This is a genomic window from Azospirillum sp. (assembly GCF_035628975.1).
Taxonomy (GTDB): domain Bacteria; phylum Pseudomonadota; class Alphaproteobacteria; order Azospirillales; family Azospirillaceae; genus Azospirillum.
The window spans coordinates 60,429-82,835 of the sequence record NZ_DASPIS010000095.1; the positions used below are offsets into that span (position 1 = coordinate 60,429).

The window sequence follows — 22,407 nt, forward strand, 5'->3', positions numbered from 1 at the left end:
CATGGGCATCGTCCAGACCCCGAACGGCTTCTCGCTCGACAACGGCGGCAAGCGCATCGTCGTCGATCCGGTCACCCGCATCGAAGGCCACATGCGCTGCGAGGTGAATGTCGACAGCAACAACGTCATCCGCAACGCGGTGTCGACCGGCACGATGTGGCGCGGCCTCGAAGTGATCCTGAAGGGCCGCGACCCGCGCGACGCCTGGGCCTTCGTGGAGCGCATCTGCGGCGTGTGCACCGGCTGCCACGCGTTGACTTCGGTCCGCGCGGTGGAGGATGCGCTGCAGATCCGCATCCCGAAGAACGCCCACCTGATCCGCGAGATCATGGCGAAGACGCTGCAGGTCCATGACCACATCGTCCATTTCTATCACCTGCACGCGCTGGATTGGGTCAACCCGGTCAACGCGCTGAAGGCCGATCCGCAGGCAACCTCGGCGCTCCAGCAGGCGGTGTCGCCGCGCCATGCCAAGTCCAGCCCCGGCTATTTCCGCGACGTCCAGACCCGCCTGAAGAAGTTCGTGGAGAGCGGCCAGCTCGGCATCTTCAAGAACGGCTATTGGGACAACCCGGCCTACAAGCTGTCGCCGGAAGCCGACCTGATGGCTGTGACCCATTACCTGGAGGCGCTGGATCTCCAGAAGGACATCGTCAAGATCCACACCATCCTCGGCGGCAAGAACCCCCACCCGAACTACATGGTCGGCGGCGTTCCCTGCGCCATCAACATGGACGGCAACGGGTCGTCGGGCGCGCCGCTGAACATGGAGCGGCTGAACTTCATCCGCGCCCGCATCCAAGAGGCCACGGCCTTCGTCGAGAACGTCTATCTGCCGGACGTGCTCGCCATCGCCAGCTTCTACAAGGACTGGCTCTATGGCGGCGGGCTGGCGGCGACCAACGTCATGGACTACGGCGATTACGAGAAGGTGCCGTACGACCATTCGACCTGCCAGCTGCCGGGCGGCGTCATCCTGAACGGCAACTGGAACGAGGTCCATCCCATCGACCCGCGCGACCCGGCGCAGGTGCAGGAGTTCGTCGCCCACAGCTGGTACCATTACGAGGACGAGAGCAAGGGCCTGCACCCGTGGGACGGCGTGACCGAGGCCAAGTTCGAACTGGGCGCCAACACCAAGGGCACCCGCACCGACATCAAGGAACTTGACGAGGCCGCCAAGTATTCCTGGATCAAGGCCCCGCGTTGGCGCGGCCATGCGGTGGAGGTCGGCCCCCTGCCCCGTTACATCCTGGCCTATGCCCAGGGCGTCGGCTACGTGAAGGACCAGATCACCGAATCGCTGGGCGCCTTCAACGCGCTGGCCGGCACGAACCTCACGCCGCAGCAGGCGCTGCCGACCACCATCGGCCGCACCCTGGCCCGCGCGCTGGAATGCCAGTACTGCTGCACCATGATGATGGACGACTGGAACGCCCTGATCGCCAACATCAAGGCCGGCGACACCGCCACCGCCAATGTCGAGAAGTGGGACCCGAAGACCTGGCCGAAGGAGGCCAAGGGCGTCGGCACCGTCGCCGCCCCGCGCGGCGGTCTCGGCCACTGGATCAAGATCAAGGACGGCAAGATCGACAACTACCAGTGCGTCGTGCCGACGACCTGGAACGGCAGCCCGCGCGATCCCAAGGGCAACATCGGCGCCTTCGAGGCCTCGCTGCTCAACACCCCGATGGCCCGCCCGGACGAGCCGGTGGAGATCCTGCGCACCCTGCACAGCTTCGACCCGTGCCTTGCCTGCTCCACCCACGTCATGGCGCCGGACGGCGCCGAACTGGCCCGCGTCACCGTGCGCTGACCGGCAACCGAGGAGGATTACGTCATGGCTCCTCTCGACGATGCGAAGCCGGTCGCGACACCGGACGAGGAAGGGACGGCCGCTCCGGCGGCCGGCCGCTTCCTGAAGGCGATCTATGTGTATGAGGTGCCGGTCCGGGTCTGGCACTGGGTCAACGCGCTGGCGATCACGGTGCTGTCGGTCACCGGCTACCTGATCGCCAACCCGCTGCCGAGCATGCCGGGCGAGGCGAGCGCCAATTTCCTGATGGGCTACATCCGCTTCGTGCATTTCGCGGCGGCCTACATCTTCACCATCGGCTTCATCGGCCGGCTCTATTGGGCCTTCGCCGGCAACCACCATGCCCGCCAACTGTTCCGCTTCCCCTTCTGGGACCGCCACTGGTGGGGAGAGCTGTTCCTGGAGGCGCGCTGGTACCTGTTCCTGGAGCGCAAGCCGAAGCTGTATGTCGGCCACAACCCGCTGGCGCAGTTCGCCATGTTCTGGGCGATCGCGGTCGGCAGCGTCTTCATGATCGTCACCGGCTTCGCGCTCTACAGCGAAGGAACCGGGCTGGGCAGCTGGCAGGACCGGCTGTTCGGCTGGGTCATCCCGCTGTTCGGCCAGAGCATGGACGTCCACACCTGGCACCATCTGGGCATGTGGGCGATCCTGCTGTTCGTGATCGTCCACATCTATGCCGCGGTGCGCGAGGACATCATGTCCCGCCAGTCGATCATCTCCACCATGATCAGCGGCGTCCGCACCTTCAAGGACGCCGAGGCCCCGGCCGACGAGGAGCATGAGCGCCCGGTGAAGAAGGCGGCGCGGGTGGGGTGAGTGCGTGATGTGGTGTGGTTCTATGCCCCCCACCTATCCTCCCCCGCTCTCAGCGGACCAAAGGTCCGCCTGCCGCGTCAGCACAAAGCGTAGCTTTGTGCGAGAGCTGGGCGGGGGAGGGACTGCCGCCACTCTCCCGCATAAGCACTCGCTCCCTCCCCCGCCCAGCGGGGGAGGGTCGGGGTGGGGGCAAAACTTCGCCCCTACAGTACCCCACACCCCTTGAAAACCTTGAATTGTTCCGTATGCGTTCCCATATCCGGGAGGTTCCGAAACAACGGAGTCTCCCAGATCAGCGCCGCCCCGTCCGGGTGCGGCCAGAGGACGTCATGCCTTATTTTCCGACCATCGACCTGACCCCGCAGGTGAAGCTGCTTCTGGCGCGCGGGGCGCTGACGCTGAACCCCGGCCAATGGGTGCGGGGCGAGAAGGGACGCGGGCGGTTCCTGCGCACCGATCCGCGCAGCGGCACCACCTATGTCAGCTGGCTGCGGCCGGGCGACGATTGGGAAACTGCATCGCAGCGGTTCCACCGTGCCTGCCGCAAGGGCTACATCGGCAAGTATCGCGGCCTTTACGAGTTCGACAAGGCCAACCGCAGCGTCGATGCTTCGGCGCCTCGTAAAAAGCTGCGGGCGCCGGTCCAGATGCCGCTCTTCCCCTACAGGGCGAAGGACGCGGCCCACGCCTGACCGAGGCTGAGCCCGCCATCGTTGGCGGGTGCCAGCCTCGGCAGCAGCGCCTCAACCCCGGAGGTGCGGAAGCCGGCGACCAGTTCCTCCGCCAGCACCGCGTTCATCAGGCAGCCGCCGGACAACACCACCCGGCGGAAACAGTGGGAGCGCAGTGCCGGCAGCGTCCAATCCACCAGCGCTGCCGCCAGCGTGCCGTGGAACAGCTCCGCCCCCTCCGCCGCGTCGGAGACGGACAGCAAGCGCTCCAGCAGGGGTGTCAGGTCGAGTTCGCCCCCCTCGATCCGCCAAGCCCCCTCCACCACCCGTGGCCGGCGCACCAGCGATTCCAGCGCCATCGGCGCCTCGCCCTCGAAGCCCGCCACGGCGCGGACGCCCAGCAGCCCGCAGGCGGCGTCGAACCAGCGTCCGCAGGAACTGGTGAGCGGAGCGTTGATGCCGCGCTCGATCATCCGGCGCACGCCCTCGGCCGGACCGTGACCGGCGAAGCGCGGGACGATCTCGTCGGCGCGGCCCATGCGGACGAGGGCGGCTGCGGCCATCCGCCAGGGCTGGCGGGCGGCGACATCGCCGCCGGGCTGGGCGAGCGGGGCCAGACTGCCCAGGCGCTCCGAACGCAAGCCGTCGACCAGCAGCATCTCCCCACCCCAGGAGCCTCCCCCCTCCCCCAACCCGAACCCGTCGAGGGCAAGGCCGAGCGCCGGACCGTCGATCCGGTGTTCGGCCATCACGGCGGCGACATGGGCGTGGTGGTGCTGGACCGTGATGGCCGGCAGGCCGGTCCCCTCGGCGAAGCGTGTGGATTGGAAATCCGGATGCTTGTCATGGGCGACCGCCACCGGCTCGACGCCCAGGATGTGCAGCAGATGGGCGACGGTCTCCTCCAGGAAGCCCAGCGTTGCGGCGTTGTCGAGGTCGCCGATGTGCTGGGACAGGAAGGCCTCGTCGCCGCGGGTGACGCAAACCGTCGCCTTGAGGTGGCCGCCAACCGCCAGGATCGGCGGCACGGGGCGCGCCAGCCGGATCGGCTCCGGCACATGGCCGCGGCCTCGGCGCAGGAAGGCGGGTGCGCCGGCCAGTTTGCGCACCACGCTGTCGTCGGCGCGGATGACGATGTCGCGGTCATGGTCGACGATCAGGTCGGCGATGCCGGCCAGCCTCTCCCGCGCCTCCCCGTTGCCGATGGCGAGCGGCTCCCCGCCGGGATTGGCGGAGGTCATGACCAGGGTCAGGTCCTGCGGATCGTGCATCCAGCCGGTGCCGTCCGGCCGTCCGGCCGCCTCGTGGAACAGCAGGTAATGCAGCGGCGTGTAGGGCAGCATGACCCCGAGCCATGCCAGACCGGGGGCGATGTCGGGCGCCAGTTCCGGCGCGTCCGCCCGCCGCCGCAGCAGGACGATCGGGTGGGCCACGCCCTCCAGCAGCCGGCGTTCGTCGTCGTCCATGCGGACATGGCGGGCGGCGGACTCCGCATTGGCGACCATCAGGGCGAAGGGCTTGCCGTTGCGCTGCTTGACCCGTCGCAGCCGCTCCACCGCGTCCGCGCGCGTGGCATCGCAGGCGAGGTGGAAACCGCCCAGCCCCTTGATGGCAACGATCCTGCCGGCGCACAGGGCGGCCAGAATGTCTTCCGGCGGATGGGACAGGCGCGGGCCGCAGGTCGGGCAGGCGGTCGGCTGGGCGTGGAAGCGGCGGTCGGCCGGGTCCTTGTACTCCGTCCTGCAGTCGGGGCAGAGCGGAAAGCCGGCCATCGCCGTCTGCGGCCGGTCATAGGGAAGCCGCCGCGTGATGGTGTAGCGCGGGCCGCAATGGGTGCAGTTCAGGAAGGCATAGCGGTAGCGGCGGTCCGCCGGGTCGAACAGTTCGGCAAGGCAGGCCGGGCAGACCGCGGCGTCGGGACCGATTCCGGTGGCGATGGCGCCCGCGGACTCGCTGTGGCGGATGGTGAAGGAGTGCTCGGCGGGGAGCGCGGCCACGGTTGTGCAGTCGACGGCGTCGATGCGGGCCAGCGGCGGCGCCTCATCGGACAGGGCGGTGTGGAAGGCGGCTGTGTCGGCGCCCTGCACCTCGATCAGCACGCCCTGCGGATCGTTCAGCACCCAGCCGGTCAGGCCGAAGCGCCGGGCGAGCGCATGGACGTGCGGACGGAAACCCACGCCCTGCACCCGTCCGCGCACGCGGATCCTCAGCCGCTTGTCGTCATGGGACATGGAAGCCCTTTGGATGATCTTCGGCCCATCCTATCCTTCTCTCCGGGGGCGAGAAGGGACAATCGCTGCGGCAGATGGTCTGTACGGAGGGTCAGGGCCGCAACGATCCGGCACCGCGCCGGTTGACAAGGGAACCCGCGGAACCGGAACGGAGACGCCGTCATGAGCGCAAGCAAGCACGAGAAGACCGACAAGCCGACCGATGCCGACCTGAAGAACAACCCGCAGATCGGCGGGACCAAGGGCGCCCGCGCCGCCGGCATGACGCCGGACGATCTGGATCTGGCCCAGGGCGAAAGCACCTTCGAAGGCGATGTCGAGAACCAGACCAACGACAAGGGCGGGGTCGACAAGCCCTTCCGCGATACCGCGCCACTGAAGCCGCGTCAGGCCTAAACGGCAGACGGCTTCAGGACAGAGGGCGGCGCACCAAGGGGCGCCGCCCTTTTCATTCGCGCCGGAGGGCCTTCCAAAGGCGATAGCCTTTTGAAGTGGGACCGCTTGGCGCAACTGGGCCGCGTTCTACGTGTTGGCAGTGGGAGCGGGAATGTCGCCCCGCCCCCCCAACCGACGGCGGCATGCAGGAGGCAGGATGTCACTCGATCCGCGGCTGTTGGCGGTCGCCACGGCGTTGCCGCCCCACCGCTTCGAGCAGGAGGAGACGCTGGCCGTCGCCCGGACGGTGTTCGCCCATCGCCTGCGCGACTTCGACCGGCTGGCCCCCGTCTTCGCCAACACCGGCATCCGCAGCCGCTATGCCGCCTGCCCGCTGTCCTGGTATCTGGAGCCCCACGGCTGGGGCGAGCGTGCCGCCGTGTTCGAGCGGGTGGCGCTGGACCTGCTGGAAGAGGCGGCTGGCAAGGCGCTGGATGCAGCTGGGCTGCGTCCCACCGACGTCGACGCCATCGTCTGCGCCACCACCACCGGAATCGCGACGCCCAGCCTTGAGGCGCTGCTGCTCGACCGCATGGGCTTCCGGCCGGACACGGTGCGGCTGCCGGTCTTCGGGCTGGGCTGTGCCGGCGGGGCGCTGGGGCTGGCGCGGGCGGGAATGATGGCGCGTGCCATGCCGGGGCGCAATGTGCTGTTCCTGGTGGTCGAGCTTTGCACCCTGTCGCACCGGCCGGAAGAGGCCTCTCCCACAAATGTGGTGGCGAGCGCCCTGTTCGCCGACGGTGCCGCCGCCGCCCTGCTGCGGGCGCCCGCCGCCGGCGAGGATGCCTCCGGTCCGCGTTTCGTCGACAGTGCCGAACACACCTGGCCGGGAACCCGGCGGATCATGGGCTGGCGGATCGAGGACGAGGGCTTCGGCGTCGTCTTCAGCCAGGACATTCCGCGCCTGATCCGGGAGCGGCTGGCCCCGGTGGTCGATGGCTTCCTGACCGGCCGCGGCATGACCCGCGCGGACCTGTCCGGAGTGATCTGCCACACCGGTGGAGCCAAGGTTCTTCAGGCGCTGACCGAGGTGCTGGCGCCCGCCACCGCCGGAATGGACGACTCATGGGCGGTGCTGGGCGACTGCGGCAACATGTCGGCGGCCAGCGTGATGTTCGTGCTCGACCGCCGAATGCAGAGCGGCGCCACCGGGGCGCATCTGATGCTGGCGCTCGGCCCCGGATTCACCGCCGGCCTCACCCTGCTGGATCTGTGACAATGGAAGCATTCGGTTGGCCGCAGGTCATCCTGCTGGCAGTCGCGGCGCAGCGGCTGCTTGAGTTGGTGGTCGCCCGCCGCAACACCGCCCGGCTGCTGGCCGAAGGCGCGCGGGAGGTCGGGGCCGCCCACTACCCGTTGTTCGTCGTGCTGCATGCCGGATGGCTGCTGGCGCTGTTCCTGGCGGTGCCGGCAGATGCTCCGATCAATGGCTGGCTTCTGGCGCTGTTCCTGCTGCTGCAGGCCGGGCGGGTGTGGGTGATCGCAACGCTCGGCCGCTTCTGGACGACGCGGATCATCACGCTGGACGGCGCGCCGCTGGTCCGCCGCGGCCCGTTCCGCTGGGTCCGGCATCCCAATTATCTGGTGGTGGCGGGCGAACTCGTGGTGCTGCCGCTGGTGTTCGGCAATGTCTGGATCGCCGCCGCCGCCACGCTGCTGAACATCCCTCTCACCCGCCGCCGCATCCAGGTGGAGGAGGAGGCGCTGAGCGGCCGGGACGGAACCGCGGGCGGTACCGGCCGTTGGACAGGATGGAGCGGCCGCCGGGTCCCGCCGGCCGCCTGACGGCACAATCATACGGCACCATGATCAGGACAACGCCCATGCCCCTTCCGTCAGCCCCCGTCGTCTGCATCACCGGCGCATCGGCCGGGGTCGGCCGCGCCACGGCGCTGGCCTTCGCCGCCTACCGGCAGGCTTCCATCGGCCTGATCGCCCGTTCCGAGGAAGCGCTGGAGGAGGTTAAGGCGGAGGTGGAACGGCTAGGCGGGCGGGCGCTGGTGCTGCCGCTGGACGTTGCCGATGCCGATGCGCTGGACAGCGCCGCCGACCGGGTGGAGGAGGCCTTCGGTCCCATCGACGTCTGGATCAATGCGGCGATGGTCACCGTCTTCGGTCCGGTCCATGCGGTGACGGCGGAGGAATTGAGACGGGTGACGGAGGTGACCTATCTCGGCTCCGCCTACGGCATCCAGACGGCGCTGCGGCGGATGCGGGTGCGCGGCCAAGGCACGATCCTGCAGGTCGGGTCGGCGCTGGCCTACCGCTCGATTCCGCTGCAGTCGGCCTATTGCGCGGCCAAGCATGCGGTGCAGGGCTTCGTCGACAGCCTACGGTCGGAGCTGATCCACGAGGACAGCCGGATCACGCTGACGGCGGTGCATCTGCCGGCGGTCAATACGCCGCAGTTCGATTGGGCGCGCAGCCACATGCCGCGCCGTGCCCGGCCGATGGGGACGATCTTCCAGCCGGAGGACATCGCCCGCTCCATCCTGCACGCCGCCGAGAACCCCCGCCGCGAATATTGGCTGGGCGGATCGGCGATGCAGGCCATCCTCGGCAATTTTCTCGCTCCCGGCTTCGCCGACCGCTACCTCGCCGCCAACGCGGTGGACGGCCAGTTGACGGAAGAGACCGAGATTCCCGGCCGGCCGGACAATCTCTATCACCCCGTCGACGGGCTGCATCGAACCCGCGGACGCTTCGGCCTGCCGCACAACAGCCTGCGGCTTGCCGCACCCAGCGGCACCGCCCGCGGTCTGGCGGTCGCTGCCGGGCTGATCCTGGCGGGCGGGCTGGGATTCGCCATGAGCCGGATGACGCCGCGACTGCGCTAGGCGGGCTGAACGCGGGGAGAAATGGGGCCGGCATCCTTCTCGGGTGCCGGCCCTTTTCCTATGCGCGAACCGTTCGATGACCATCATGCAGGCAAAACGTACAGTCCGCCGGAAACGCTATTGCCAAGACAGTTCATACATACTACCATACCAGTGTTTCAACAATCTGGTCATCGGCCATTCCCTTCCCTGCCGGCGCCCCCTTGATCGCGGGCGCTGCCGGCACCCCGGCGTCGGGCCGAACACGCACCAGTCGAACGGCGGTTTCCATGCCGCCGACAGTCCAATTTGCTGGGAGGAAACGAGATGTCTGTCATGGCAAAGGCCGTGCGCGCGGCGCTGTTCGGTTCGGTGATGTCCCTGGTCTCGTTCGGCGCGTCGGCCGCCGACTACACCCTCAGCGTCAACACGGCGCTGTCGCCCCAGGACCCGCTCTACAAGGGCCTGGAGGAGTTCAAGGCCAATGTGGAAAAGCGGTCGGCCGGCAAGATGAGCGTCCGCCTGTTCCCCGCCTCGCAGCTGGGCAAGGACGAGGATCTGCTGGAGCAGGCGCGGGCCGGCGCGCCCGTCGCGGTGGTGGTGGACGGCGGCCGGCTGGCCGTCTTCGTGAAGGAGTTCGGCGTTCTGGGCGCGCCCTACGTCGCCCAGGGCTATGGCGGCATCCGCAAGGTCGTGACCTCCCCGATGTTCGAGGAGTGGGTGCAGAAGCTGCGCAAGGCGTCGGGCCATCAGGTGCTGTCCTTCAACTGGTGGCAGGGCGAACGCCACATGCTGACCAACAAGCCGGTGAAGGTGCCGGCCGACCTCAGCGGCGTGCGCGTCCGCACCCCCGGTGCGCCGGTGTGGATGGAGACGATCCGCGCCATGGGCGCCACGCCGACGCCGCTGCCCTGGTCGGAGGTCTACACCGCCATGCAGCAGCAGGTGATCGACGGGGCGGAGGCGCAGGATCCGGCCATCTACGGCTCCCGGCTTTACGAGGTGGCGAAATACCTGACCAAGACCGGCCACATCAACCTGATCACCGGCATCGTCACCAGCGCCGCCTGGTTCGACGGCCTGCCGAAGGACATGCAGACGCTGCTGCGCGAGGAATCGCTGAAGGCCGGCGACAGCGCGTCGAAGGCGACCGAGGCTTCGCTTGCGGACTTCGAGAAGCAGATGAAGGACAAGGGCATGCAGGTCGTCGAGATCGACGTGACGCCCTTCCGCACCGCCACGGCCCCGGTTTACGAAAAGCTCGGCTATGGCGACCTGCAGAAGCAGGTCGAAGCGCTCGTGAAGCAGTAATCGGAGTGGGGGGCCCTTTCAAAGGCTCCCCTTCCCTCGCGCTCCCCTTCCAAACAACCGACGCTCGCAGCCTTCGTCGTCGCTGACGATCCCGGCGGGCCGGACCGGAGCACCCCCTTGCGATGAAATCCCTGTACGTCAAGGCGGAGGCGGTGTTGGCGACGACGCTGCTCGCCGTCATCGTCCTGCTGGTCTTCCTGGCCGGCGTCAGCCGCTGGTTCGGCTATCCCCTGGTCTGGTCGGTGGACGTCGCCCAGCTGCTGTTCGCCTGGGCCAGCTTCCTCGGCGCCGACCTCGCGTTGCGCAAGCATGCGCATATCGGCATCGATTATCTGGTCAAGCGCCTGCCGGCACGGCCGCGCGCGGTGCTGGACATCCTGCTGGCGCTGGTGGTGCTGGCCTTCCTGCTGACCATGGCGGTCAAGGGCTATCAGCTGACCATGCTGAACCTTGAGCGGCAGTTCGGCGACAGCGGCATCAGCTATGCCTTCGTCACCGCGGCGGTGCCGGTCGGCTGCCTGCTGCTGTCCTTCACCCTGCTGGGGCAGACGGTGGCCGCCATCGGCCGGCTGCGCCGGACCCCGCGCCCGATCTTCAACACGCCGTCGGAAGTTCCGCTCGCCGAGGAGGTGATGCCGTGATCCTGCTCGCCGTTTCCTTTTTCGTCCTGATGGGGCTGGGCGTTCCCATCGCCTTCGCCATCGGCATCGCCGGTTTCACCTTCTTCCTGACCAACGGCATCATCCCGATGTCGATCGGGGTGCAGCAGGTCGCCACCGCGTCGCAGAGCTTCCCGCTGCTGGCCGTCCCCTTCTTCGTGCTGGCCGGCCACATGATGAACCGGACCGGCATCACCCACCGGCTGATCGCCTGTTCGAACGTGCTGGTGTCCTGGATGTCGGGCGGCCTGGCGCAGGTCTGCATCGTGCTGTCCACGCTGATGGGCGGCGTGTCGGGCTCCGCCGTCGCCGACGCGGCGATGGAGGCGCGCATCCTGGGTCCCGACCTGATCCGCAGCGGCTATTCCAAGGGCTTCACCTCGGCCGTCATCGCGGTTGGTTCGCTGATCACCGCGACCATTCCGCCCAGCCTGGGCCTGATCCTGTACGGCTTCGTCGGCAACGTGTCGATCGGCCGGCTGTTCCTGGCCGGCATCGTTCCCGGCTTCCTGATGATGGCCGTGCTGATGGTCACCGTCTGGTGGATTGCCCGGCGCCGCGGCTATCGCGCCGCCACCACCCAGCGGCCGACCGCCAAGGCGATCTGGGCGGCGGTGGTCGATGCGAAATGGGCCCTGCTGTTCCCGGTGGCCCTGCTGGTCGCCATCCGCGGCGGCCTGTTCACTCCGTCGGAGGTCGGCGCCTTCGCCGTCGTCTATGCGGTCCTCGTCGGATTCTTCGCCCACCGGGAACTGACCATGCAGGGCCTGGTGGATGCGCTGGTGGAGGCGGTGACGGATACCGGCCTGATCATGCTGATCATCCTGTTCTCCGGCATGGTCGGCTACGCCATCGTCTTCGAGCAGGCGCCACAGAGCATCGCCGCCGCCATGACCGACCTGACGCGTGAGCCGGTGCTGGTGGTGACCCTGATCCTGATCTTCCTGTTCATCGCCGGTCTGTTCATCGAAAGCACGGTGCTGGTGCTTCTGCTGACGCCGATCTTCCTGCCGATCGTCCAGCCGCTGGGCGTCGATCCCGTGCATTTCGGCATCCTGATGATGACCATCGTCACGCTGGGTTCGATGACCCCGCCGGTGGGGGTGGCGATGTACACGGTGTGCAGCCTGCTGGATTGCCCCATCGAGGAATACATCGTCGAATCCATCCCCTTCGTCCTGGCGGTGGTGGGGCTGGTTGCGGTGCTGCTCCTGTGGCCCGGGGTGGTGCTGTTCGTGCCCAACGCGCTGATGTGAGCGGACCGGTAAATGTCACAGCAGGGCGGTCAACAAACCGTCTTGCAGCCTCCGCGACCTGGCCTATATAGGGTGTCCTACGCCAACAACAGAAAGGAGGTGATCTCGTGTCTCATTGTCCGTCTCACTCGTCGTCGAGCGCCAAGGCCGAGGTCTCTTTCTTCGCGAAGGGGATTTCGGTCCGCTAAGGACTGCGCCGTGGTGTCGACGACACACGGATCGACAATGGAAGGGCTGCCGGCAACGGCAGCCCTTCTTTGTTTTTCGAGGATGTGGGGCCTTTGAAGCCCCTCTCCCCTTGCGGGAGAGGGGCTTTTTTACCCAACTGACCCTCAGTGCTGCATCTCGCCCATCTGCTTGCGGGAGTCGCCGGTCTTGTCGAGGATGATGGTGTCGTCGGCCTTGCCTTCGACTTCCAGGATGCCGATCAGGCCCTTGGTGGCGCGGCTCAGCGCATGGTCGACCAGGGCGTATTTGCCGGGATAGTCGACCTTGAACTCCACCATCGTGGCGCCGCCGGGGGCGACGGTGACGGTCTGGATGCCCTTGGCCGGTTCGGTCTCCAATCCGCCCATGTTGTAGACGCGGTCGAAGATCTCGCCGATGACATGGAAGGAGGAGGTCAGGTTCGGGCCGCCGACGCCGAAGTACAGGCGCACGGTCTCGCCGACCTTGGCCTTCAGTGGCTTGTCCTTGGTCAACGCGCCGACCGTGCCGTTGAACACCAGATAGCTCGGACGCTCGTTGACGAGACCGTCATAGTCGTCCTCGGCATTCGTCATGTTCTTCGCCTTGGTGGCGTAGATTTCCTGCTGCATCACGTAGAACTCGTGATCCACCGGTGGCAGGCCGGCTTCCGGTTCCACCACGATCAGGCCGTACATTCCCTTGGAGATGTGGTGGGCGACCATCGGCGTGGCGCAGTGATACACATAGACGCCGGGGGTCAACGCCTTGAAGGTGAAGGCCTTGGTCTGGCCCGGCTCCACCTGGGTGATCTGGCCGCCGCCGAGGAAGCCGGTCGCGGCATGGAAGTCGACGGAGTGGTTCATCGTCGATTCCGGCGCGTTGGCGATGGAGACGTCCACCGTGTCGCCGACCCGCACCCGCACCATCGGGCCGGGCACCGTGTTGTTGAAGGTCCAGTAGGTGTAGGTGGTGCCGTCATCCAGCTTGGATTCGACTTCCGTCGTCAACAGCGAGACCTTGTGGGTCTTCGGCGCCCGCTTCCCGGCCTTTTCCGGGGCGGGAACCGACGCCGGGTCCATGACGACGCTGTGAGTGGGTTGCTTGACCTTCGGGTCGGCGTAGAGCGTATCCGCCGCCGAAGCGGCACCGATACCGGAGAGGATCATCAGGGCGGCGGCGCTGACGGTGACGAGGGAGCGCGAGGTCTTCATGGCGTCGTCTCGGGGTTTGTTTCTTGTGAGGTAATATTCCTCCCGTTCCCCTGCTCTCTTCTTGACCGCCGTCAAGTGAAAGGCCCGGACGCAACTTTGTCGCAGGCCTTTTTTATTTCCTTAAAACCAATAACGATTTCCCTACTACGATTTCGGACGGAAGGCGACGCAGTGGGCCGGGTCCGTTTCGATGCGGCCGGCGCCGATCAGATCCAGGCAATAGGGGATCGCGGGAAACACAGCCTCCAGGCAGTCATGGATGGCGGACGGCTTGCCCGGCAGGTTGACGATCAGGCTGCGGCCGCGGATGCCGGCGGTCTGGCGCGACAGGATGGCGGTCGGCACCACCCGCAGGCTGACCGATCGCATCAACTCGCCGAATCCCGGCATCATCTTGTCGCAGACCCGCTCCGTCGCTTCCGGAGTCACGTCGCGCGGGGCGGGTCCGGTGCCGCCGGTGGTGACGACGAGATCGCAGCCGGCCACATCGCACAACTCGACCAGGGTGGCCGCGATCAGGTCCAACTCGTCCGGAATGACCCGCGCCTCGGCGATCCAGGGCGAGGCGACGATGCGTGTCAACTCCTCCCGGATCGCCGGGCCGCCCTTGTCCTCATAGACGCCGCGGCTGGCACGGTCGGAGATGGTGACGATCCCGATTTTCACCGGTGCGGGCGTCGCGGCATTCTCGTCGGTCATTGTTCTGGGTCCTTACAGGGTCAGGCGGCGCAGGCGACCTGCCGGTACAGTGCCGGCAGCGCCTTGGTCAGGTGGGAGACCTGTGGGAATATGGCATAGGCGCCGCGTCCGAACAGATAGGGCACGTAATCGCGGGCCATCGCATCGACGGTGATGGCGAAAACGGCCAGTCCGTCGCGCCGCGCCTCGCGGATGGCCTGCCGGGTGTCCTCGATGCCGTAACGGCCTTCGTAATGGTCCACGTCGTTCGGCTTGCCGTCGGTCAGCAGAACCAGCAGCCGATGACGATTCGGCCGCTCCGCCAGCTGGGCGGAGGCGTGACGGATCGCCGCGCCCATGCGGGTGTAGTAGCCGGGCTTCAGCGCGCCGATACGGCGGGTGACGGTGGGACCCAGCGGCTCGTCGAAGCCCTTCAGCGTCTGCACCCGCACCCAGTCGCGCCGGCGCGAAGTGAAGGCATAGAGCGCATGGTCGTCGCCGCAGGCGGTCAGGCCATGGGTCAAGGCCAGCAGCGCCTCCTTCTCCACGTCCAGAACGCGGCGTCCGTCGATCCAGCCGTCGGTGGACAGCGAACCGTCGACCAGCACGGCGACGGCGAGGTCGCGGGCGGCGTTGCGCGCCTGCTGATGCACCCGGTCGCTGCCGCATCCGCCGGCCTGGAAGTCGGCGCGGCTGCGCACCAGGGCAGTCAGGTCCAATTCGTCGCCGTCGGCCTGCCCGGTGAACAGCATGCGCTTCGGGCGCAGAGCCTCGAACTGGCGGCGGACCTGCCGTATGCGGCGCAGCGCCGCGGCGTCGGGCTGCCAGGAGTCGCCGTCGGCCGGTGCCGTCTCCGCAACCACCCGGCAATGGTCCGGCAGATGGGCGCGGCGGCGGTGGTCCCATTCGGGATAGGTCAAGGTCGCCGTCAGCGGCGTGTCGTCGACGGCCTGCGCACCGAGGTCGAGGTCGAGCTTCAGCGTGGTGGAGGCCTTGCGCTGGTGCGTGCCGACGGCGATCTCGTCCAGGTCGTCGGCGGCCTTGCGGGCGTTCTCCGCATCGTCGTCGTCGACTGCGCGCGGGATGTTCAGCGCCTCGGCAAGGCTCAGCATCTTCTCGAAGCGGTTCAGGATCAGCGGGTCGTTGCGCTGGATCTGGTCGGTCTGCCGCCGGGTCGCGGCACGGCGGTGCTGGTCGCCCTCCGCTGCCTGTCCTCCCTCGCCCGGACTTTCGGCAACAGCGGCGAGCGAGCGCTCGTTCGATGGCGCCACCAGTCCCCATAGCGGGACCGGCAGCAGGCGGGCATAGCCGTAGGGGGCGGTGAAGTCCGACAGCGGGATCGTCGGGGCGAGCATCCGCGCCGCTTCCGCCGTGGCGGCTCCGGCGCCGAGCAGCGCCAGGACGGTGCTCTCCACTTCGGCTTCCACCGGCGGCAGGCGCCGGACCGGGCGGATGGCGGCGACAGCGCGGGCGAGATCCTCATAGGGACGGCGCAGGCCCGGCCAGCGGGTCAGCACCGTCGCGGTGGTCGCCGCGGCGCTGCGCAGAAGCTGTATGTCGGCTTGCAGCGGGTCGGCGGGAAGCGGAACATGTTCGGCATGGGCGAAGAAGGCGGCCAGCCATTCGTACAGACGTTCGTTCAGCGCCGGATCCGGGAACAGGTCGATGGCGGCCGGCAACTGGAGCACATCGCCGTCCAGCGACGCCCGCTCCACCCGCTCCGCCCCCAGGCCGATGCGGTCGAGCAGCGGAAGCCGGTGCCCGGAGACCGCTGCCGTACCGGCAGCCAGACGCACCCCGCGGTCGCCGCCGAGAGCGCGGAAGAACACCGCCAGCCGCGGCCGCATCGTCTCCAGCGTCACCGCCGCGTCCGGATGGTGCGGATAGCTCGACCGCCCGCCGATCAGGCGGTGCCACAAGCGGCCGACGGTCTCTTCCGGCTCGAAGATTTCCAGCATGATGCGCACACTCCCAACCTGTCGGCTTGCAACAGCCGTCCCTCACATCTTCGAACCGAAGAAAATCCCCCTCTCCCCCCCGGGGAGAGGGTCGGGGTGAGGGGATGCACCGGGTGACCAATTCGAGAATCCACGCCATGCGCCCCCCTCACCCTAACCCTCTCCCCAGGGGGGGAGAGGGGATCTCGCTTTCCCCAACGGCTTCTACCCCAGCGTGACCTCGGCCACGCGCAGCAGGCCGGCGCGGATGTCCGGGTCGTCGGTCAGCGGTTCGATCAGGGCGGCGCGGATGGCGCGTTCGGGCTTCATGCCGGAGCGGATCAGCGTGGCGCAGTAGATCAGCAGGCGGGTCGACACGCCCTCCTCCAAATCCTGGCCCTTCAGCGCGCGCAATGCGTTGGCGAGGCGGACCAGCGGGACCACGCGGTTCTCGGCCAAGCCGCTTTCGGTCGCCACGATGGGGATTTCCCGCTCTGGCTCAGGGAAGTCGAACTCGACGGCCAGGAAGCGCTGGCGGGTGCTGGGCTTCAGCGCCTTCAGCACATTCTGGTAGCCGGGGTTGTAGGACACCACCAGCATGAAGCCCGGCGGCGCTTCCAACGTCTCGCCGGTGCGGTCCAGCGGCAGGATGCGACGGTCGTCGGTCAGCGGGTGCAGCACCACGGTGACGTCCTTGCGCGCCTCCACCACCTCGTCGAGATAGCAGATGGCACCTTCGCGCACCGCACGGGTCAGCGGCCCGTCCGCCCAGACGGTGTCGCCGCCCTTCAGCAGGTAGCGCCCGGTCAGGTCGGCGGCGGTGAGGTCGTCGTGGCAGGACACGGTGTAGAGCGGCCGGCCGAGCTTGGCCGCCATGTGGGCGACGAAGCGGGTCTTGCCGCAGCCGGTCGGCCCCTTCAGCAGCAGCGGCAGCCGGTGATCGTAGGCGTGCTCGAACAGCGCGCATTCGTCGCCGGTGGGCTGGTAGAAGGGCAAGGAGACGGACGGGTCGATCGGGACGGCGGCGTCGGGCATCGCAGCGGAACTCCAGAAAAGACGGCCCCTGCGCGTATCGGATGGCCGACGGAGCGCAGGGGCCGGAGGGGACGTCACTCGGCCGGCTGGTAGCTGGCCGGGATCGATGCAGGCCGCTCTTCGCGGGCCGGACCGAAGATGGCGTAGAGGTAGACCAGCACGCCCACCGCCACCGCGACGCCGGCGCCGAGCCGCATCCAGTAGAACAGCGCGATCTGGGCCTGCACCTCCATGTAGTCCATACCCAGGACGCGCTGCAGATGGGTCTGCACCACGCCGGCCACGGTCAGGGCGAAGGTCATGAAGGCCATGCCGCCGCTCATCAGCCAGAAGCTCCACATGTTCAGGACCTGGTTGTAGGGCTGCACGCCGCGCAGGTAGGGCATGGCGTAGGTGATGATGGCGAGGTTGATCATCGCATAGGCGCCGTAGAAGGCGAGGTGCCCGTGCGCCGCCGTCACCTGGGTGCCGTGGGTGTAGTAGTTGATCGGGGCCAGCGTATGCAGGAAGCCCCACAGCCCGGCGCCGAAGAAGGCGAACACCGCGCAGCCCAGCGACCACAGCATCGCCGCCTTGTTCGGGTGACGACGACCGCTCTTCCACACCATCATGAAGGCGAAGACGACCATGGTGAAGAAGGGGGCGACTTCCAGCGTCGAGAACAGCGAGCCGATCCACTGCCAGTAGCCGGGCGTACCGATCCAGTAATAGTGGTGGCCGGTGCCGAGGATGCCGCTGAACAGGGCCAGCCCGACGATGGCGTACAGCCACTTCTCGACCACCTCGCGGTCGACGCCGGTCATCTTGATCATCAGGAAGGCAAGGATGGAGGCCAGCACCAGTTCCCACACGCCTTCGACCCACAGATGGACGACGTACCACCAGTACATCTTGTCCAGCGACAGGTTCGACGGGTTGTAGAAGGAGAACAGGAAGAAGATGGCGATGCCCCACATGCCCACCAGCAGGATGTTGGTGATGACCGTGCGGCGGCCTTTGATGACCGTCATCGTCATGTTGTAGAGGAACATCAGCGCGACGACGACGATGGCGCCCTTGATCCAGGTCGGCTGTTCCAGGAACTCCCGCCCCTCATGGATGCGGAAGACATAGCCGACCACGGCGGCCAGCGCACCGAAGACGAACAGGCCCAGTTGGATCAGCGCCAGCTTCGGACTGTGCAGCTCGGTCTCCGACTCTTCCGGGATCAGGTAATAGGCGGCGCCGAAGAAGCCGATCAGCAGCCAGACGATCAGCGCGTTGGTGTGGATCATCCGGAGAACGTTGAAGGGCAACAGTTCCGAAAGCGTGTTGGGCAGGACATAGACGACACCGGCCAGGAGACCCACCAGGATCTGAACGCCGAACAGTCCCATGGCCGCCGCGAAGTAATAGAGGGCGACTTTTTGCGATTCGTACTTCATGACGGAATTCTCCTCAGCCGGACAGCTTGGGCGGCCAGTTCTGGGTGTTGATCCGGCTGGTCCATTCCAGGAAGGCGGCCAGATCCTCGACCTCGGCGTCGGTCAGGTTGAATTGCGGCATCTGGCGCCGCCCTTCGATCCCGGACGGCTGCGCGGCCATCCAGCCCTTCAGGGCCATGACAGCCCCGTCGTGGTCCTTGTCGCCGCCGTAGCGCAGCCAGACATTGCCCAGCTCGGGGGCGAAATAGGCGCCTTCACCCAGCAGCGTGTGGCAGTTGATGCAGGAGTTCTTTTCCCACACATGCTTGCCGCGGGTGACGGCATCGGACAGCGTCTTCTTGTCCGTACTCGTGTTGACGATGTAATTGTGGCTGAGCGCGGTCAACGCGATGAAGGTCGCGAAGAAGAACAGCGATCCGCCATAAAAGATGTTTCGCGCGGCCGCCTTGGTAAAGCGTTCGGTCATCGCTCGGGATCCCTGGCAATCTCGAATTTTCGTCGAGTGGGGTCGGTTCGGAAGGCGTTGGGTGCGCGAGGCCGGGGGCCGGAAGCCGGGCGTCGCAGCGTCTTACCGCCACGGGTCGGGCGAATAATTGACCGTGGAAGGAGGGCATTCCTTGACCGCGGTCAAGCCGGCCGGAGCGGTGCCGGCCTATCGTTCGCATACATGATGAGAAGGATCGGACATGGCCGACGTCGACATGACGGCCCCGCAAGACAGGCCGGGCGGACTGGATGCCCTGCCCGGCAACCTGATGATGTGGATTCTGATCTTCAGCGAGCTGGCGGTGTTCGGCGTGGCCTTCCTGGGCTTCGCGACCGCCCGCGTGCTGGATCCCGCCACCTTCGCCGCCGGGCAAGCGCATCTGAACGGTACGCTGGGGGCGCTGAACACCATGGTGCTGGTCACCAGCGGCTATCTGGCGGCCCGTGCCGTCGCCGCCGGACGGCGCGGCGCCGCGAAGCAGGCACGCCGGGCGATGCTGGCCGCCGCAGCGGTCGGGTCGGTCTTCCTGGCGGTGAAGGCGGTGGAGTATTCCGCGACGCTCGGCGCCGGGCTGACCATTGATAGCGACACCTTCTTCACCCTCTATTTCCTGCTGACCGGCTTCCACGCCCTGCATGTCGTGCTGGGCATCGTCATCCTTCTGCTGGTCTCCCGATCCGGACCGGAGACGCTGGTGGAGAATCTGGAGACCGGGGCCGCCTTCTGGCACATGGTGGATCTGGTCTGGGTGATCCTCTACCCGCTCGTCTACCTGATCCGCTGAGGAGGCCGGCCATGGGATTGCTCAAGAAAATCGATCGGTTGACGCTGTCCTGGCTGGTGCTGATGGGGCTGACCGCCGTGACCCTGCTGTTCGCCCGCCACGGCGATGCGGGCGGCGGGGTCGGCATCGCCGGTGCGGCCCTGCTGCTGGCGCTCGCCGTCGCCAAGGGAAGGGAAATCCTTCTGCATTACCTGGAACTCGACCATGCCGGGCCAGGCTGGCGCCTGTTGATGACGGTCTGGCTGGTGCTGTTGTGCGGCGCCATCCTGCTTGTCACCGCCGCCGGCGCGCTGGGCTGGGTCGGGCCGCACTGATGAACTTCAAGGATATCGGACGATGACCGAATTCAAGCTCGGCCTGCTCGTGGCCAGCCTTGCCGTGATCGTGTTCGCGGTGGCGCTCTACCGCCAGCGGGCGCTGGGGCGCAACGGGCTGGTGACCGCCATCGCCGCCACCGCCGCCGTGTTCGCGGCGATGTTCTTCACACAGTGACCGCCGCACGGCGGCAATGCGTCGCGACAATGCGCCGTTGAGATCTTCGACATTGTCGGCGGGGCGGCAAAGGTGGAGGATCGCCGCGGCCGGGCCGGTTTCCCGCTATCGGGGCCCGCCCGCCGTCATCGCCTCTTCCATCTGCAAGGACCGGACGAACCGCCATGTTCAATGCGCTCTCCCGCCAGCCCGACGACGCCCTGCTCGCCCTGATCGGGCTGTACAAGCAGGATCCGCGGCCGGGCAAGGTCGATCTCGGCGTCGGGGTCTACCGTGATGAGGAGGGGCGCACCCCGGTTTTCCGCGCGGTGAAGGCGGCTGAGCGCCTGCTGCTCGACGGGCAGGACAGCAAGTCCTATCTGGGGCTGGAAGGCGACGCGCTGTATCTGGAGCGTCTGTGGTCGCTGGTCGGCGGCGATGCCGGCACCAAAGTCGCCGCAGCCGGCGTGCAGACCCCCGGCGGCTCCGGCGCGCTGCGTCTGGCCGCCGACCTCGTTCTGCGCGGCGGATCAAAGCGTGTGCTGGTCGGCCAGCCGACCTGGCCGAACCATGTCGGCATCTTCGCCGCCGCCGGCCTGGAGGTGGTCAGCCATCCCTTCTTCGACACCGCCAGCCAGACCGTTTTGTTCGACCGAATGGTCGCGGCGTTCGAGGCGGCGCAGCCCGGCGACGTCTCCCTGCTGCACGGCAGCTGCCACAACCCGACCGGCGCGCCGCTGTCGCTCGACCAGTGGAAGACCCTGGCGGCGGTGCTGGAAAAGCGCGGCGTGCTGCCGCTGGTCGACCTCGCCTACCAGGGCTTCGGCCGCGGGCTGGACGAGGATGCGGAGGGCTTGCGCCATCTGATCGGCGCGGTTCCGGAGGCGCTGGTCGCCGTGTCGTCGTCCAAGTCCTTCGGCCTCTATCGCGAGCGCACCGGCGCCATCTTCGCCGTGTCGGCGACCCAGGCCCCGGCCGATCTCGCCAAGTCGAACCTGATGGCGCTGGCCCGCACCAGCTATTCCATGCCGCCCGATCATGGCGCCGCGGTGGTCCGCACCATCCTGAGCGATGCCGCCCTGACCGCCGACTGGACGGCCGAACTGGACGGCATGCGCGCCCGCATCACCGGCATCCGCCGCAAGCTGGCCGCCGGCCTCGCCGACGCCTTCCCCGCCCTGGCGGCGGTGGCGGAACAGGAAGGCATGTTCTCCCTGCTTCCGCTGACCGAGGCGGAGGTGCTGCGCCTGCGCGCCGACCACGCCATCTACATGCCGACCTCCGGCCGCATCAACATCGCCGGCCTGAAGACGGCCGAGGTGGACGATGTGGTCGCGAAGTTCGCCGCACTTCGCTGAGCCGGGAGACGACCAGAATGGCCGCGACCCTTCAGGCCCCGCCCGCGGCGGTGGAGCGTCACCAGCTGTATGAAGACGCGCTCGCCATGCTGATGGGCACGCTGTTCATCGCGCTGGGCATGCTGATCTATTCGAAGACGATGCTGCTGACCGGCAGCACCGCCGGACTGTCGCTGCTGCTGAGCTATGTCACCAAGGTTCAGTTCGGAATCATCTTCTTCGTCATCAACCTGCCCTTCTATTGGCTGGCCTGGAAGCGGCTGGGCTGGAAGTTCACCGCGCGCACCTTCATCGCGGTGGGGCTGGTCACGATCTTCTCGCGCCTGACCGAGCAGTGGGTGGGATTCGCCCATCTCGATCCGGTCTATGCGACGGTGGTCGGCAGCGGCCTGTGCGGCACCGGCCTGCTGATGCTGTTCCGCCACCGCACCGGACTGGGCGGCGTCAACATCCTGGCGATCTACCTGCAGGAGAAGCACGGCATCCGCGCCGGTTATTTCCAGCTGGGCGTCGATCTGGCGATCCTGGCCGGCGCCTTCTTCGTGCTGGCGCCGGACCGGCTGCTGCTGTCGGTGGTGGGGGCTGCCATCGTCAACCTGACGCTGGCGATCAACCACAAGCCGGGGCGGTACCTCGGGATGAGCTGAGGCGTGTGGCGAAGATCTCCCTCTCCCCCCTGGGGAGAGGGTCGGGGTGAGCGACTGTCTGGCCTGTCAAGCTTCCACAGCGAGTCCGGCCCGAACTTCGCGGGCTTTGGCATTGAGCCTGACGAGGAGCTTTCTGGCGAGAGCGACGCGGATTGCCTTTTTGGGTTTTCCA

General features: G+C 67.5%; 22 protein-coding genes and 1 pseudogene. 15 read left to right on the forward strand and 8 right to left on the reverse strand.

The window, feature by feature from the left end; translation table 11 throughout:
* Window position 1 precedes the first annotated feature (1 nt).
* The 3 genes from VD964_RS20510 to VD964_RS20520 all read left to right on the forward strand — a co-directional run bounded on the left by VD964_RS20510 (window position 2) and on the right by VD964_RS20520 (window position 3,327).
* Entirely contained in the window at window positions 2-1,816 is a 1,815-nt protein-coding gene (locus VD964_RS20510) for a nickel-dependent hydrogenase large subunit (protein ID WP_324870358.1), read from the forward strand.
* Window positions 1,817-1,840: 24 nt separating this feature from the next.
* Complete coding sequence (gene cybH, locus VD964_RS20515; RefSeq protein WP_324870359.1) at window positions 1,841-2,635, forward strand: Ni/Fe-hydrogenase, b-type cytochrome subunit; 795 nt, start codon at window positions 1,841-1,843, stop codon at window positions 2,633-2,635.
* A gap of 329 nt (window positions 2,636-2,964) precedes the next feature.
* Window positions 2,965-3,327, forward strand: a complete 363-nt coding sequence (locus VD964_RS20520; RefSeq protein WP_324870360.1) for a hypothetical protein — start codon at window positions 2,965-2,967, stop codon at window positions 3,325-3,327.
* Here the strand turns inward: VD964_RS20520 and hypF are convergent.
* Complete coding sequence (hypF, locus tag VD964_RS20525) at window positions 3,297-5,537, reverse strand: carbamoyltransferase HypF (protein ID WP_324870361.1); 2,241 nt, start codon at window positions 5,535-5,537, stop codon at window positions 3,297-3,299. The genes VD964_RS20520 and hypF overlap by 31 nt on opposite strands.
* Before the next feature lie 162 nt (window positions 5,538-5,699).
* On the opposite strand from hypF, the gene VD964_RS20530 reads away from it, so the two are divergent.
* From VD964_RS20530 to VD964_RS20560, 7 genes are all read left to right on the forward strand, one after another.
* Window positions 5,700-5,933 (forward strand): hypothetical protein, encoded by a 234-nt coding sequence (locus tag VD964_RS20530; RefSeq protein WP_324870362.1) that lies wholly within the window; start codon window positions 5,700-5,702, stop codon window positions 5,931-5,933.
* A gap of 196 nt (window positions 5,934-6,129) precedes the next feature.
* Entirely contained in the window at window positions 6,130-7,188 is a 1,059-nt protein-coding gene (locus VD964_RS20535) for a type III polyketide synthase (RefSeq protein ID WP_324870363.1), read from the forward strand.
* 2 nt (window positions 7,189-7,190) lie between these two features.
* The gene (locus tag VD964_RS20540; protein WP_324870364.1) at window positions 7,191-7,757 is read left to right on the forward strand and encodes an isoprenylcysteine carboxyl methyltransferase family protein; all 567 of its coding nucleotides are present in this window, start codon (window positions 7,191-7,193) and stop codon (window positions 7,755-7,757) included.
* Window positions 7,758-7,795: 38 nt separating this feature from the next.
* Entirely contained in the window at window positions 7,796-8,809 is a 1,014-nt protein-coding gene (locus VD964_RS20545) for an SDR family oxidoreductase (RefSeq protein WP_324870365.1), read from the forward strand.
* Between the two features lie 315 nt (window positions 8,810-9,124).
* Complete coding sequence (locus VD964_RS20550; RefSeq protein WP_324870366.1) at window positions 9,125-10,099, forward strand: C4-dicarboxylate TRAP transporter substrate-binding protein; 975 nt, start codon at window positions 9,125-9,127, stop codon at window positions 10,097-10,099.
* A 122-nt stretch (window positions 10,100-10,221) separates the two neighbouring features.
* Entirely contained in the window at window positions 10,222-10,740 is a 519-nt protein-coding gene (locus VD964_RS20555; protein ID WP_149225931.1) for a TRAP transporter small permease, read from the forward strand.
* The gene (locus VD964_RS20560; RefSeq protein WP_324870367.1) at window positions 10,737-12,014 is read left to right on the forward strand and encodes a TRAP transporter large permease; all 1,278 of its coding nucleotides are present in this window, start codon (window positions 10,737-10,739) and stop codon (window positions 12,012-12,014) included. Before VD964_RS20555 ends, VD964_RS20560 begins: the two co-directional genes overlap by 4 nt.
* Window positions 12,015-12,346: 332 nt before the next feature.
* On the opposite strand, the gene nirK is transcribed toward VD964_RS20560, so the two are convergent.
* The 6 genes from nirK to VD964_RS20590 form a co-directional block, all read right to left on the reverse strand.
* Complete coding sequence (gene nirK / locus VD964_RS20565) at window positions 12,347-13,414, reverse strand: copper-containing nitrite reductase (protein WP_324870368.1); 1,068 nt, start codon at window positions 13,412-13,414, stop codon at window positions 12,347-12,349.
* Window positions 13,415-13,558: 144 nt separating this feature from the next.
* A complete protein-coding gene (gene mog, locus VD964_RS20570; protein ID WP_324870369.1) occupies window positions 13,559-14,113 on the reverse strand; it encodes a molybdopterin adenylyltransferase in 555 nt (184 codons plus the stop codon).
* A 20-nt stretch (window positions 14,114-14,133) separates the two neighbouring features.
* Window positions 14,134-16,050 (reverse strand): nitric oxide reductase activation protein NorD, encoded by a 1,917-nt coding sequence (locus tag VD964_RS20575; protein WP_324870370.1) that lies wholly within the window; start codon window positions 16,048-16,050, stop codon window positions 14,134-14,136.
* Window positions 16,051-16,254: 204 nt separating this feature from the next.
* Complete coding sequence (locus tag VD964_RS20580; RefSeq protein WP_324870371.1) at window positions 16,255-17,064, reverse strand: CbbQ/NirQ/NorQ/GpvN family protein; 810 nt, start codon at window positions 17,062-17,064, stop codon at window positions 16,255-16,257.
* A gap of 74 nt (window positions 17,065-17,138) precedes the next feature.
* Entirely contained in the window at window positions 17,139-18,488 is a 1,350-nt protein-coding gene (locus tag VD964_RS20585) for a cbb3-type cytochrome c oxidase subunit I (RefSeq protein WP_324870372.1), read from the reverse strand.
* 13 nt (window positions 18,489-18,501) lie between these two features.
* On the reverse strand, window positions 18,502-18,954 hold the full coding sequence (locus VD964_RS20590) for a c-type cytochrome (protein WP_149225916.1): 453 nt from the start codon (window positions 18,952-18,954) through the stop codon (window positions 18,502-18,504).
* 220 nt (window positions 18,955-19,174) lie between these two features.
* On the opposite strand from VD964_RS20590, the gene VD964_RS20595 reads away from it, so the two are divergent.
* The 5 genes from VD964_RS20595 (at window position 19,175) to VD964_RS20615 (ending at window position 22,235) form a co-directional block, all read left to right on the forward strand.
* Entirely contained in the window at window positions 19,175-19,759 is a 585-nt protein-coding gene (locus tag VD964_RS20595) for a cytochrome c oxidase subunit 3 (RefSeq protein WP_324870373.1), read from the forward strand.
* Window positions 19,760-19,770: 11 nt separating this feature from the next.
* Window positions 19,771-20,073 carry a cytochrome C oxidase subunit IV family protein gene (locus VD964_RS20600; RefSeq protein WP_324870374.1) on the forward strand — a complete coding sequence of 101 codons (303 nt, stop codon included), beginning with the start codon at window positions 19,771-19,773 and terminating at the stop codon, window positions 20,071-20,073.
* 22 nt (window positions 20,074-20,095) lie between these two features.
* Window positions 20,096-20,251 (forward strand): hypothetical protein, encoded by a 156-nt coding sequence (locus tag VD964_RS20605; protein ID WP_324870375.1) that lies wholly within the window; start codon window positions 20,096-20,098, stop codon window positions 20,249-20,251.
* A gap of 164 nt (window positions 20,252-20,415) precedes the next feature.
* The gene (locus VD964_RS20610; protein WP_324870376.1) at window positions 20,416-21,588 is read left to right on the forward strand and encodes an amino acid aminotransferase; all 1,173 of its coding nucleotides are present in this window, start codon (window positions 20,416-20,418) and stop codon (window positions 21,586-21,588) included.
* A gap of 17 nt (window positions 21,589-21,605) precedes the next feature.
* Complete coding sequence (locus VD964_RS20615) at window positions 21,606-22,235, forward strand: YitT family protein (RefSeq protein ID WP_324870377.1); 630 nt, start codon at window positions 21,606-21,608, stop codon at window positions 22,233-22,235.
* 66 nt (window positions 22,236-22,301) lie between these two features.
* Here VD964_RS20615 and VD964_RS20620 read toward each other — a convergent pair.
* Window positions 22,302-22,407: pseudogene (locus VD964_RS20620) on the reverse strand (IS110 family transposase); the annotation flags it as partial.